This is a genomic window from Streptomyces odonnellii (assembly GCF_000981895.1).
Taxonomy (GTDB): Bacteria; Actinomycetota; Actinomycetes; order Streptomycetales; family Streptomycetaceae; genus Streptomyces; species Streptomyces odonnellii.
This window is the reverse complement of the sequence record NZ_LATD01000172.1, coordinates 1-12,485: the sequence shown is the minus strand read 5'-3', so window position 1 is coordinate 12,485 and position 12,485 is coordinate 1. Positions and strand designations below refer to the sequence as shown.

13 protein-coding genes, 3 pseudogenes and 2 CRISPR repeat arrays are annotated in these 12,485 nt (G+C 68.0%); of the genes and pseudogenes, 11 read left to right on the top strand and 5 right to left on the bottom strand.

Annotation, left to right across the window (positions count from 1 at the left end):
• Window positions 1-639 (top strand): acetyl-CoA carboxylase biotin carboxyl carrier protein subunit (locus WH07_RS17190; protein WP_332836361.1); only part of this gene is annotated, 639 nt, incomplete at its 5' end.
• Window positions 636-1,808, top strand: coding sequence for an acyl-CoA dehydrogenase family protein (locus WH07_RS17185; RefSeq protein WP_046500828.1), 1,173 nt, complete (start codon window positions 636-638; stop codon window positions 1,806-1,808). The genes WH07_RS17190 and WH07_RS17185, both read left to right, overlap by 4 nt.
• Before the next feature lie 122 nt (window positions 1,809-1,930).
• Window positions 1,931-2,628: direct repeats of the CRISPR family, unit length 28 nt; unit sequence GGAACACCCCCGCCTGCGCGGGGAACAC.
• Window positions 2,629-2,942: 314 nt separating this feature from the next.
• On the opposite strand, the gene WH07_RS17180 is transcribed toward WH07_RS17185, so the two are convergent.
• Entirely contained in the window at window positions 2,943-3,302 is a 360-nt protein-coding gene (locus WH07_RS17180; protein WP_046500827.1) for a DUF6415 family natural product biosynthesis protein, read from the bottom strand.
• 236 nt (window positions 3,303-3,538) lie between these two features.
• Between WH07_RS17180 and WH07_RS17175 the strand changes: the two genes are divergently transcribed.
• The 3 genes from WH07_RS17175 to WH07_RS17165 are packed head-to-tail and all read left to right on the top strand — an operon-like array spanning window position 3,539 to window position 5,150.
• Window positions 3,539-3,793 (top strand): hypothetical protein, encoded by a 255-nt coding sequence (locus tag WH07_RS17175; RefSeq protein WP_046500826.1) that lies wholly within the window; start codon window positions 3,539-3,541, stop codon window positions 3,791-3,793.
• On the top strand, window positions 3,765-4,283 hold the full coding sequence (locus WH07_RS17170) for a DUF6879 family protein (RefSeq protein WP_046500824.1): 519 nt from the start codon (window positions 3,765-3,767) through the stop codon (window positions 4,281-4,283). The genes WH07_RS17175 and WH07_RS17170 overlap by 29 nt, the downstream gene beginning before the upstream one ends.
• 12 nt (window positions 4,284-4,295) lie before the next feature.
• A complete protein-coding gene (locus WH07_RS17165) occupies window positions 4,296-5,150 on the top strand; it encodes a helix-turn-helix domain-containing protein (RefSeq protein WP_046500823.1) in 855 nt (284 codons plus the stop codon).
• A 566-nt stretch (window positions 5,151-5,716) separates the two neighbouring features.
• Here WH07_RS17165 and WH07_RS17160 read toward each other — a convergent pair.
• A complete protein-coding gene (locus WH07_RS17160) occupies window positions 5,717-6,076 on the bottom strand; it encodes a DUF6415 family natural product biosynthesis protein (protein ID WP_046500822.1) in 360 nt (119 codons plus the stop codon).
• Between the two features lie 231 nt (window positions 6,077-6,307).
• Here WH07_RS17160 and WH07_RS17155 point away from each other — a divergent pair, with 231 nt between their 5' ends.
• The 4 genes and pseudogenes from WH07_RS17155 to WH07_RS42160 all read left to right on the top strand — a co-directional run.
• Window positions 6,308-6,568 (top strand): hypothetical protein, encoded by a 261-nt coding sequence (locus WH07_RS17155; protein WP_046500820.1) that lies wholly within the window; start codon window positions 6,308-6,310, stop codon window positions 6,566-6,568.
• Window positions 6,540-7,067, top strand: a complete 528-nt coding sequence (locus WH07_RS17150) for a DUF6879 family protein (RefSeq protein WP_046500819.1) — start codon at window positions 6,540-6,542, stop codon at window positions 7,065-7,067. The genes WH07_RS17155 and WH07_RS17150 overlap by 29 nt, the downstream gene beginning before the upstream one ends.
• 26 nt (window positions 7,068-7,093) lie before the next feature.
• Window positions 7,094-7,948 (top strand): helix-turn-helix domain-containing protein, encoded by an 855-nt coding sequence (locus WH07_RS17145; protein WP_046500818.1) that lies wholly within the window; start codon window positions 7,094-7,096, stop codon window positions 7,946-7,948.
• Window positions 7,949-8,322: 374 nt separating this feature from the next.
• A pseudogene (locus WH07_RS42160) lies at window positions 8,323-9,186 on the top strand (threonine ammonia-lyase); the annotation flags it as partial.
• Between the two features lie 182 nt (window positions 9,187-9,368).
• A CRISPR array of direct repeats spans window positions 9,369-10,129; the repeat unit is 29 nt; unit sequence CGGAACACCCCCGCTTGCGCGGGGAACAC.
• A 213-nt stretch (window positions 10,130-10,342) separates the two neighbouring features.
• Here the strand turns inward: WH07_RS42160 and WH07_RS17135 are convergent.
• From WH07_RS17135 to WH07_RS17125, 3 genes and pseudogenes are all read right to left on the bottom strand, one after another.
• Entirely contained in the window at window positions 10,343-10,561 is a 219-nt protein-coding gene (locus WH07_RS17135; RefSeq protein WP_046500816.1) for a DUF397 domain-containing protein, read from the bottom strand.
• Window positions 10,558-10,671, bottom strand: a pseudogene (locus tag WH07_RS41185) (transcriptional regulator); the annotation flags it as partial. The pseudogene WH07_RS41185 and the gene WH07_RS17135, both read right to left, overlap by 4 nt.
• 37 nt (window positions 10,672-10,708) lie before the next feature.
• Window positions 10,709-11,389 carry an XRE family transcriptional regulator gene (locus WH07_RS17125; RefSeq protein WP_408645863.1) on the bottom strand — a complete coding sequence of 227 codons (681 nt, stop codon included), beginning with the start codon at window positions 11,387-11,389 and terminating at the stop codon, window positions 10,709-10,711.
• A 240-nt stretch (window positions 11,390-11,629) separates the two neighbouring features.
• Between WH07_RS17125 and WH07_RS17120 the strand changes: the two genes are divergently transcribed.
• Together WH07_RS17120 and WH07_RS17115 are read left to right on the top strand one after the other, a co-directional pair.
• A complete protein-coding gene (locus WH07_RS17120) occupies window positions 11,630-12,139 on the top strand; it encodes an ATP-binding protein (protein ID WP_079023301.1) in 510 nt (169 codons plus the stop codon).
• Window positions 12,136-12,485, top strand: a pseudogene (locus tag WH07_RS17115) (hypothetical protein); the annotation flags it as partial. The gene WH07_RS17120 and the pseudogene WH07_RS17115, both read left to right, overlap by 4 nt.

The following is a 12,485-nucleotide window of genomic DNA, read 5'->3' as shown; positions in this document are numbered from 1 at the left end:
ACATTCCGCCAGCCACCGACCCGCGCGGGGCTGCCCGCGCGGGTCGGTGGCTGGCGGAATGTGGGGGCGGCGTGGCAGCGGAAGACCTATGGGGAGCACGAGATCCGCTACCGGGCCACGCGGGACGGATTCGTCGTTGAGGGTATGGAAGGGCATGCGGACGCGGACGTACGGGTCGTCGCCGTCGCACCCCGCCGGGTCGCTCTCGAAATCGAGGGCGTCGTACGGCACTTCGAGGTCACCGCGTACGGCGACGAGGTCCATGTGGACAGCGCGGACGGCTCGTACCGGCTGATCGCCCGGCCCCGCTTCACCGATCCGAGCCGCCGTACCGAACCCGGTTCGCTGCTCGCGCCCATGCCCGGCACCGTCGTACGGATCGCGGACGGGCTGGCCGAGGGCGCGCGGGTCACCGCCGGGCAGCCGCTCGTCTGGCTGGAGGCGATGAAGATGGAGCACCGCATCACCGCCCCCGCCTCCGGCACGCTCACCGCGCTCCACGCCGTCCCGGGCCGCCAGGTCGAGGTCGGAGCCCTGCTCGCCGTCGTCAGCGCCACGGACGCGGGCGCCACGCAGGTGCGCGCTACGGACGCGGCCGCCACGGACGTACAGAAGGACATCCGGGAGGAGACAGCATGAGCGACAGCGCCACGAGCAACACCCCCCGCACCCTCCGCACCCCCCTTGTCGAGACGGAAGAACAGGCCGCCCTGCGCGCCGCGGTCGCCGCCCTCGGCCGGCGCCATGGCCGCGGTTACGACCGCGAGACCCTCTGGCGCGAGGCCGGCAAGCTCGGCTACCTCGGTGTGAACCTGCCCGAGGAGTACGGCGGCGGGGGCGCCGGAATCGCCGAACTCTCCCTCGTACTGGAGGAGTTGGGCGCGGCCGGTTGCCCGCTCCTGATGCTGGTCGTCTCGCCCGCCATCTGCGGTACGGTCATCGCCCGCTTCGGTACGGACGAGCAGAAGCGGCGCTGGCTTCCCGGCCTCGCCGACGGTTCCCTCACCATGGCCTTCGGCATCACCGAACCCGACGCGGGCTCCAACTCCCACCGCATCACCACCACCGCCCGCAGGGACGGCACCGACTGGGTGCTCAACGGCCGCAAGGTCTTCATCTCGGGCGTCGACATCGCCGACGCGACGCTCATCGTCGGCCGCACCGAGGACGCGAGGACCGGCCGCCTCAAGCCCTGCCTCTTCATCGTTCCCCGCGACACCCCGGGCTTCCGGCGCTCGCCGATCGAGATGGAACTGGACGCGGCGGAGAAGCAGTTCGAGCTGGTCATCGAGGACGTACGGCTGCCCGCCGACGCCCTCGTCGGCGACGAGGACGCCGGACTGCTCCAGCTCTTCGCCGGGCTCAACCCCGAACGCGTCATGACCGCAGCCTTCGCCCTCGGCATGGGCCGGTACGCCCTGGCGCGCGCCGTCGAGTACGCGAAGACCCGCCAGGTGTGGAACGACCCCATCGGCGCCCACCAGGCCATCGCCCACCCCCTCGCCCAGGCCCATATCGAGCTGGAGCTGGCCGGACTGATGACCCGTAAGGCGGCGGCCCTGTACGACGCGGGTGACGACACGGGCGCGGGCGAGGCCGCGAACATGGCCAAGTACGCCGCCGCCGAAGCTTGCGTACGAGCCGTCGACCAGGCCGTACACACCCTCGGCGGCAACGGCCTCACCCGCGAGTACGGCCTTGCGTCCCTGATCACCGCCGCGCGCGTGGCCCGGATCGCACCGGTCAGCCGGGAGATGATCCTGAACTATGTGTCCCATCAGTCCCTGGGCCTCCCCAAGTCGTACTGACCCAGCTCACCCAGCTCACCCAGCCGCCCTGACGCAATCCGGCGGCACGGGGGCGCGGATGGATGCGGCGGGGGTACGGGCGGGCGTTGTTGCTTGTGCCGCGGGTTGAGCTGGTGCGGCTCGGATTACCCCCGCGTGCGCGGGGAACACCACACCCGTGGTGTGATCGTGCACGAGCGGGACGGAACACCCCCGCCTGCGCGGGGAACACGAACCGGTACAGCGGGCCGAGCAGGCTCGGGAGGGAACACCCCCGCCTGCGCGGGGAACACGTCATCGACCGCGAGTACGTGTTCCTGGACGACGGAACACCCCCGCCTGCGCGGGGAACACTGCCGGCGGTGACCTGGGAGTCGCCGCCGGGAGGAACACCCCCGCCTGCGCGGGGAACACGATATCCACTCCGAAGATGCATTCGCTCATCACGGAACACCCCCGCCTGCGCGGGGAACACCGGAACCGGGGGACTGGGATGCAGCACTTCGCCGGAACACCCCCGCCTGCGCGGGGAACACCTGGTGGAGGCGGCCCGGTACATCTCCACCCGCGGAACACCCCCGCCTGCGCGGGGAACACAGCGGCCAGTGCCGCACCGTACGGAAACCCGTCGGAACACCCCCGCCTGCGCGGGGAACACTGCCCAGTGCCGGTGACCCTGTGGGTTTTCCGCGGAACACCCCCGCCTGCGCGGGGAACACGGGGTCCGACTTTCTTCCCCAGCGTCTCGCCGAGGAACACCCCCGCCTGCGCGGGGAACACGCCGCGTGGGTGCGCGCCCAGGCCGGGACGGACGGAACACCCCCGCCTGCGCGGGGAACACCCTTTCTGAGCTGCGGTGTTAGAGCGGCTTTGCTGTTGCTTGACCAATACCCGTTCGCATACCTACATCCTCTCAGAGCCATGTGGTGACGTCTCCATCACAGAGCCCCCGGCCGCACGCGGCCAGGAACCAGGCGGGCGATGGACTCGGCCTGGTCCGCCATGTGGTCGGCAGGGATGAGGTGCCCTCACGCCTGCGGGCCACGGGGCGCCCGGGCGGGGCCGATGGGGGGTGATGCGAGGGCGCCGGGCCGAGCGTCAATGCGGGCGAAACGGGGGACGGCCCGGCGTCGCCCAGGAGCGTTGCTCGCACCGTTATCGCGTCGGGTCCGCCGTCGGGAGGTCCGTGCCGTACCGCATGGACAGCCACTCGCAGTCGAGCGCGAGAAGTCGTACCTGCGCATGTGCGGCCAACTTGCCAAGGGCGAGCGGTCGTTTGGCCTCGGTCGCAATGCCGTGCAGGCGCGAGGTCAGGACGTGCCACTCCCGGCTCCCGTGCCACATGTGGTCGGCCTGGGCCTGTGCGACGGGAAGCATCTGGGCGATGTAGCCGCGGAGTTCGGTGGCCAGCTTGTTCAGTTCTTCGTGTGAGCCCGCGCCGTAGCCGACCGCCCGGGCTCTGTCGACGGCGGCCCGTACGGCGCTCGTGGTGGTGTCCGCCTGTCCGCCGCCCATGACTGCCTCCGTACACACTCGTGCCAGTTATCGCGCGCGACCCCGCGCGAAGCGCCCGGAATACCGCTGCCCCCGACCGTAGAGAGGAACGGTCCGACCAGTCAGCAAAGTTGCACCGAATTACAGGCGACTTAGCCTGTCCGCATGGAGCGGGGAGGCCCTCTTGACGCCCTCACCCGGAGGTATGACCGTGATGAAAACCCCTGTAACTTGACCGGCAACGGAGGTTCAAGGACATGCGGATTCAGTTCGTCGGGATCGACCCCAGTACGGACCGCAACGAGTGCCCGACAGTCTGGGTCGACAAGGAAGAGCAACGGCTGCTGATCCAGAGCTACAACGCCGACGAAGTCTCGCGAGCGCAGTGCGAGGCCACATCCCCCGCGTACGGCCCGGTACCGCCCACAGAGACAATCATCAGCATCCCGGCCCGCCTGGTGCCGGCCATCAGGAAGGCGATCGATGCCCTCGAACGTCCCGGGCTTCACTGAACTGCTCAGCGCTGCGAAGCACTCGGCCGTACATCTGGAAATGCGGGACGTGTACTACTCGAACCCCAGATTCGAGGCGTGGCAGCGAGGCGAGCGTATCGACTGGTCGGACCGGTCACGGTGGTGGTCGTCGTTCCACGACGAGATCGCGGACGCTGTCGCGCGGGGCGTCCACGTTCGGCGCGCTCGTGTGGTCAGCGAGCCCGTGACCCAATACATCGCCTGGGAGCACTACATCACCAAGGCGAACGTGGCGGCGGGCGAGAACGTCCGGTGGCTCCCGCGCCGGAACACAACGGACCTGTTGTTGCCGGGCAATGACTTCTGGATCTTCGATGAGCGGGTAATCAGGGCTCATCACTTCGCGGGCAACGGGGACATCGTCGAGCACCGGATCCACGACGACCCGACCACCGTCGAGATGTGCGCGTCGGCCTTTGAACGGATCTGGGAACGGGCCATCCCGCACGACGAATACGAGATCAGGTAGCCCACCCCACCCATGCCCCTTTCACCATCGTCCAGCGCGCATCAGGCACGGGCAGCTCTCGCCGAACGTCTGCGGGAGCTGCGCCTGGACGCCGGAATCACGGGCAAGGAACTGGCAGCACGCTGCGGCTGGTCCGTCGCCAAGTCCTCCCGTATAGAGAACGCCCGAACGGCCCCTTCGGACGCCGACATCCGAGCCTGGTGCACGGCGTGCGGTGCGGATGCGCAGGCGCCTGATCTGGTGGCAGCGAACCGCCAGGCCGACTCCGCATACGTACAGTGGAAGCGGCTACAGCGCAGCGGCCTCAAGCGCCTACAGGAGTCGAGCATCCCCTTGTGGGAACGAACTCGCCTGTTCCGCACCTACTGCTCCCACGTCGTGCCCGGAATCCTTCAGACGCCCGGTTATGCCACGGCGATGCTGAGCAGCATCGCCCGGTTCCGGGGTACCCCTGACGACGTAATCGACGCTGTCGACGCCCGGATGCGACGCACGCACGTGATGCGCGACGGGGCGCATGTCTTCGTGCTTCTCATCGAGGAGTCCGTACTTCGATACCGCCTCGGGAACACAGATGTCATGGTCGGCCAGATGGGCAACCTGCTTGCGGCGATGTCGCTGCCGTCCGTATCGATCGGCGTGATCCCTTCCACTGCGGACCGCGAACATGCGATGTGGCCGCTGGAGGCATTCACCATCTTCGACGGTGACCAGGTGCAAGTGGAGCTGCTTTCCGCATCGGTGACGGTTACCGCCCCGGATGAGATCGAGCTGTATGCGCGGGCGTTCGAGGCGCTGCGGGGTATGGCGGTGTACGGGGCGGAGGCCCGGGCTCTGGTCATGAAGGCCATCGACGCCCTGTCCTGACCTGGGCGTGATGAGAACGCCGAAGCGCGCAGATCAGGCGCCGAAGGTACGACTGAACGGGCCTGCCCTGCGTCGGTACTCGGCCGGAAACCCCCGCCTGCGCGGGGAGACCACCGGGACGACCAGCCGCAGTTCCCGCACGACCACGGAACACCCCCGCCTGCGCGGGGAACACGCGCCGTCATCCAGGCGGCAGCCGTGCCGTCGCGGAACACCCCCGCCTGCGCGGGGAACACGGACCGGCTTCACCAACCCTGAAGAGGGACTGCGGAACACCCCCGCCTGCGCGGGGAACACGACCGCCTCACGGGCGCGCTGACCGGCTCCGAGGGAACACCCCCGCCTGCGCGGGGAACACCCTTTCTGAGCTGCGGTGTTAGAGCTGCTTTGCCGTTGCTTGACCGATGCTCGTCCGCATACCTGCATTGTCTCACTGCTTCCGTCCGCGTCCCTGTTACTGGGTTTGTCTGGCTGCTCAGTTTCAGGGGTGCGCGGGTTGTGCCGCATCAGTGGGCACCCGGTCTCGGCGTCGATCGGGCGGTCGAACATGCCCGTTGCTCGCACCGTCATCGCGTCGGGTCCGCTGTCGGGAGGTCCGTGCCGTACCACATGGACAGCCACTCACAGTCGAGCGCGAGAAGTCGTACCTGCACATGCGCGGCCAACTTGGCGACGGCGAGCGGTCGTTCGACCTCGGTCGTGATGCCGTGCAGGCGCGAGGTGAGGACGTACCATTCCCGGCTTCCGTGCCACATGTGGTCGGCCCGGGCCTGTGCGACGGGAAGCAGCTGGGTGATGTAGCCGCGGAGTTCGGTGGCCAGTTTGTTCAGTTCCTCGTGTGAGCCCGTGCCGTAGCCGACCGCCCGGGCTTTGTCGACGGCGGCCCGTACGGCGCTCGTGGTGGTGTCCGCCTGTCCGCCGCCCATGGCTGCCTCCGTACGCACTCGTGCCAGTTATCGCGCGTGACCCCGCGCGAAGCGCCCGGAATACCGCTGCCCCCGACCGTACGGAGCAGTTGTGCGCGAGCACCAGGGATGTGCAAATATGTGCGCCCTTCTCAAGCTTCCAAGGTGACGACTAGTTTGCCCCCTTGACTGCACGCCCCTGACTGATGATGGTGGTGCACACAACTGCACAAGCCGACTCCGGAGGCAGTCATGCCGCTACTGTTCATCGGAATTGATCCCAATACAGGCGACAAGCAGAGCCCGACAGTCTGGGTAGACCAGGACGAACAGGAGCTTGTCTTCCAGGGCTGGAAGCCGAGCGCCGCTCTCGAAGCCGAGTGCGCGGCAACGGAGATCCCGGGGCACGCCAAGGGGATCCCGGACAGCGAAGCAGTGATTCGTATGCCCGCCCGGATGGTGCCGTTGATCAGGGAGGCGTGTGATGCAGTCGAGCGTTCCCACCTTCGATGAGCTGATCTCCAACTGCGCACGCTCAGCTGTGCACCTGGAGATGCGCGATTCCTACGCCGTCGACTACGAGGAGGGCCCGTTCGCGAAGTGGCGCGCCGGCTTCCGTCACGATCCTGCCGACCGGGCGTCCTGGTGGCGGCCGTGGCTGGATCTGATGTCGGAGACAGTGGCGCGGGGCGTTGTCGTGCGCCGGGCCCGCATCGTGTCCGAACCGGTCAGCGAGTACATCCGGTACGAACACTCCGGCACCTTCACCAACGTTGCCGCCGGCGAGCAGGTCCGGTGGCTCCCCCGCCGTAAGGCATCCGCCATCGCTTTGCCGGGAAACGACTTCTGGCTCTTCGACGAGCAATGGGTCCACTGGAACCACTTCGCTGGTGACGGCTCATCCACAGGAGAGGAGATCACCGACGATCCGGCCGCCGCGAAGCTGTGCGCCGAGGCATTCGAGGCGGTGTGGTCGCGCGCTGTCCCCCATGACCAGTACGAAATCCACTGACAGGAAGCATCGGACGGCCACAGTTCATGCCCATCTCCCCATCGTCGTCCGCCCAGGCTGCGCGCGAGTCGGTAGCGCGACGATTGCGCGACCTCCGCAAGGCGGCCGGACTGACGGTCACCGAACTGGCCGACCGATGCGCCTGGCATCACGCGAAGACGTCCCGCATCGAAAACGCCCGCACGGCGCCTTCCGCCAAAGACATACACCTGTGGTGCCGGGCGTGCGGTGACGAGGGTCAGGCGAAGGACTTGATCGCCCAGTCCCTCAGCGCGGAGTCGATGTACAGCGAATGGCGGCACCAGGTCCGTAGCGGGCTGAAGCAGCTACAGGACAGTTGGGTGCAGTTCTTCCACGACACCAGTCTGTTCCGGGTGTACTCGTCCACCATGATCCCCGGGCTGCTCCAGACCGAGGGCTATGCCGCCGCTCTGCTCAGCGCGATTGCGGACTTCCGGGAGATCCCGACGAACGACGGAGCGGAGGCGGCGGCCGCCCGGGTCGCCCGGTCGCGTGTCATCCACGAGCCAGGACACCGATTCGTGTTCCTCGTCGAGGAGGCCGCGTTGCGACACCAGTTGGGCAACCCGGACGCGATGGCGGCACAACTCGGCTACCTGCTCACCGCCGGCGCCTTGCCGTCTGTATCGCTGGGGGTGATTCCCATGGGTACGAGACGGCGTCGGATATGGCCACAGGAGACGTTCCATGTGTACGACGACACGCTTGTGTCGGTTGAGCTTCTGTCGGCTCAGGTGAACATCACGCAACCGTCCGAGATCGCCTTGTACCTCAAGGCGTTCGAGGAGTTGCGGGGTATGGCCGTGTACGGGGCGGAGGCCCGGGCTCTGGTCATGAAGGCCATTGACGCCCTGTCGTGACCTCGGGCACGACGAAAGCGCTACTGCTGGCTGGCCAGCCGCGGATCCCCGCCTGCGCGGGGAATGCTCATACCTGAGCCTGTCGCACAGCACGGGCGACGGAACACCCCCGCCTGCGCGGGGAACACTTTTGTGAGCTGGGGTGTTAGAGGGGCTTTGCCATTGCTTGGTCAAAGCTCCTCCGCATACTTCCATCGTCTCAGAGTCGCGCGACGGTTGACGAAGCCAACCGGGTGCTGTCCCTCGCAGCCGGGGGTGAACCGGGCGTTCGGCCGGTCGCTCCCTGAGTTCGGCCCGCGGCCGTGGTGGGCCCTGAACGTGCGCCGCCTCGTCCCCGCCGGAGCCCGCTCCTGGTGGCGCTACGCTGCTGTGTCATGCACGGGACGCGCCTCGACACCGCTCGGATCCGGGCGGCTCGCCGGGCGATCGACCCGGTCTTTCTCGACACCTCGCTGTACCGCTGTGAGGCGCTGGAGCCCGGCCTCGGGTGCACGGTGAGCATCAAACTCGAAACGGCGAATCCGGTCCGCAGTTTCAAGGGCCGCGGCACCGAGTTGGTCGTCGGCCTGCTCGCCGACAATGGCTCGCAATCCGTGGTGTGCGCCAGCGCGGGCAACCTCGGCCAAGCCCTCGCCTGGTCCGGTCGCGCCCGGGGGCTCGACGTCACCGTCGTGGCATCCCGCTTCGCCACCCCGGCCAAGCTCGACCGCATCCGTGCACTGGGTGCCAAGCTCGAACTCGTGGACGGCGACCACGAGTTGGCCCGCGAGCGGGCGGCGGCGATCGCCCACTACGACGGCATCCGGCTGCTCGAAGACAGCCTCGACATCGAAACCTGCGAGGGCGCGGCAACCATCGGCCTGGAACTGGTGGACGTGGACACCGTGCCGTCGTTCGACACCGTCCTGATCGCCCTCGGCGGCGGGGCGCTGGCCACCGGTGTGGGGCATGTGCTGAAGGACTGCGCTCCCGAAGTCGAGGTGATCTGTGTCCAGCCGCTGGGCGCACCGGCGATGACACACTCGTGGCGGCAACGGCGTGTTGTCACCACCGACTCGACCGACACCATCGCCGACGGCGTCGCGGGCCGGCGTCCCATCCCGGCCGTCCTGGACGACCTTCTGCTGGTCGCTGACGACGCCGTCCTGGTCCAGGAGGCGTCGATCATCGCGGGTATGCGGATGCTCCTCGACCACGCGGGCCTCGTCGTCGAACCTTCGGCCGCGCTCGGCATCGCGGCGATCCTCGAAGACCGTGACCGCTTCGCCGGCCGGCACGTGGTCACCATTGTGTGCGGCAGCAACGTCGACGTGGATGCCTACCGCCGCTGGGTCGGTACGGCCCCAGCCCGAGGCCTTGAGGATTGCCCCCGCCTGCGCGGGGACCACCCCGTGCCGTACCCCAAGGCGCTCGCTGTCGACGGAACACCCCCGCCTGCGCGGGGAACACGCACTCCGGCGTCGTATACGAGACAGTCACGGCGGAACACCCCCGCTTGCGCGGGGAACACCCCGTGCCGGCGGAGCCGGGTCGCCCGTGAAACGGAACACCCCCGCTTGCGCGGGGAACACGTCTGCCCGTCTAGGTGACGGGTCTGCCAGGCCGGAACACCCCCGCTTGCGCGGGGAACACGTTGCACGATCCACGGCTCGCTGTGGTCTACACGGAACACCCCCGCTTGCGCGGGGAACACTCCTCAGCCGCCGCGATCTGTTCATCGGTGAGCGGAACACCCCCGCTTGCGCGGGGAACACGGCGGCCCGCCTGCGGCGATCTTCTGGAGAGCCGGAACACCCCCGCTTGCGCGGGGAACACGTCGCAGCCGCCGTGCCGGGCTGAACCGGGTTCGGAACACCCCCGCTTGCGCGGGGAACACGCCGTCAGATCCCCTGCTCCGCTCGCCACGAGCGGAACACCCCCGCTTGCGCGGGGAACACGAGCGGGGCGACCTGGACGAGCTAGCCGGCCTCGGAACACCCCCGCTTGCGCGGGGAACACCACTGCGTCACCTCGCCGCGGTGCTCGCGCAGCGGAACACCCCCGCTTGCGCGGGGAACACTCAATGTGGGCCAGTCCGTGCAGCCCAACAAGCGGAACACCCCCGCTTGCGCGGGGAACACTGATGCTCGCGGCAGTGATACAGCCACGGCGCCGGAACACCCCCGCTTGCGCGGGGAACACCCTTTCTGAGCTGCGGTGTTAGAGGCGCTTTGCCGTTGCTTGACCCGGGCTCCTCCGCATACCTCCATCGTGTCAGAGCCATGTGGTTCGTGCCCATGCGCTCGGTGTGCGCCCCGGCCGTCCGGCCAGCCGTCCGGCCGTGCCGTCGGCCCGTGAAGAGCCCCGCCGCTCCAAAAGGAAGAAGGAAGGGCGGGGCTCAGTGCTGCGTGCGGATCACGCGTCGAAGCTACGGGTGAACTCGCCTGTCTTGATGCCCTCTACGAACGAGGTGAACGCGTCGGCGGGGATGTCCAGTACCGGGCCGGTCGGGTTCTTGGAGTCGCGGACGGGGACTACGCCGAGTGAAGTGGCGAGGTTGGCGGCGACCTCGATGCACTGGCCGCCGTTGTCGCTGTAGGAGGATGTGAACCAACGGGGGGACTCGGTCGTCACGCGGTGCCCTTTCGTACCTGCTCGATCACGGCCACGGAAGCCGCCTGAGAGAGCGCTTCGGCCTGTAGCTGATGGTAGGCCGTCAGCAGGGGCACGGAAGACGTCTCACGGTGGCGGCTTCCAACTCTCGGCTGAGCTATGGACGGGCTACATGGCGGGTACGCCGTTGCCCCACAACTCTTCCGCATGTTCCGCAAACCGGCCGAACATTCCCCCGTCACCGCGACGGCGCAGGTGAAGAAGCGGGCTGTCGTGCCCGACCAAGCGGGCAAGGTGCGGGGTCACCAGGGCCTCGTCATCGAATCGGAAAACGCTCAGACTGACGTGATTGACCGAGTCCTCGGGAGCGCTGTACCGCACTTCCAGCCCCTCCGGGGAGCCGAGGCGGGCGAGGTTCTCCAGCGTAATGCGAATCCGTGTGCTCACGGCTAGTGCCACGTCCTCGATCCGCTCGCGCTGCCTGGTCACCTCGCCGTCAGGATCGCCGAGCAGAAACCGTACCTTGCAGCCTGCTTCCACCTTGCGCCGCAGGGTTTCGGAGAAGGACGGCAATTGGGTGAAGAAGAAGTAGTTGGTGTAGCCGCAGAGATACAGGTTCTCACTGGCGCCAGCGACCAGATCGTTCCAGACCTGCGAGGGGCAGGCGCTGCGGTACGGGTACGAGTGAACGAGCTCACGGTCATGGCCCGTTTTCACCCTGGTTGTTATTGCCTGCGGCCATAGCATCTCTTCGTCGACTCCCAACGCCCGACAGGCGTCTTCCCGGTTCCTTGCGTGCGGGACCAACTCGGCATCAGCCAGCCACCGCTCGATGGTCTTGGCGGTCACCCCGGCCTCAACTGCGAGGCGCCGTGGCGAGAGGCCAGCCGCATCCATAGCCGATCTTAACGCTGTGTTCAAGAGTCTCTCCGGGGACGTTTGGGCTTTTTCCAGGCTACCGCCGCCACGTCCTAGCTGTCTCCGCATGGGAGCAGATACGGGCCTGATGGCCACTCAGGATCAAAGAGGAGTCCCCGGCAGCCGCACGAACGGCCCCGGGGCATGGCCAACGCTGACAGGAGCGTCGACATGACCGAACATACAGTCCGCAGAACAGACCCCGAGAAGTATCCGAGCGACGCGGCCACGCACCGCGCCTTGGCCGAGCCGCTGGACCCAACCGGCAGCCGCGTTGTGCTGCGGTGGAGCCCGGATCCGCGGTGCGTCGCGTACGCGCGGCTCGAATTGCGGAAGGCTCTGGCCGATTGGGGGCTGTCCGTTCTGGAGGACTCCGCCGTGCTGATTCTGTCGGAGCTGCTCAGCAATGCCGGGCTCCATGCGCGGGTGACGCCGGAGCAGGTCATCGAGACGCGTTACTTCCGCAGCTCCGGGGCTCTCCGCATCGAGGTGCACGACGGTTCGCCGGAGCGGCCGCAGCCTCGGGCGGCCGGTCCGGACGCGTCGGACGGGCGGGGGCTGCTGCTGGTGGACGCTCTCGCGGACGCGTGGGGCGTGGCAGAGCGAACCGGGCCGGGGAAGGTCGTCTGGGCTTCGTTGTCGGTGCCGCTCGTACGGCCCGTTGAGAAGGATGGCTCGTGACCGCGCCGACGGGGAGGCCTCCGGTCGTTCCGTACATCGCGTGCTGGTCTTCGGAGCACCGGCCCCGAGGCACGTTGGTCGTTTGGGGTGGCGGTATCGCGTACGCCGACGAGGGGCCGTACGAGCGTGACGACATGGGCGTCCTGTGGAAGCGGATCGGAATCAGTCCGGGGAAGGGACGGCCGGAGTTCGGGAACGTGCACTTCCTGCGGCAGCGCCGGGCGATGCGGAAGTTGCTGTGCCAGGTCTGCGGCGGGCCGTCGGACCGTACCGACGAGGGCACGCTGTGGGTTGTGGGCGAGGACGCGGACGAGCCGGAGCTGCACAAGCCCGGCTATGTCACCAC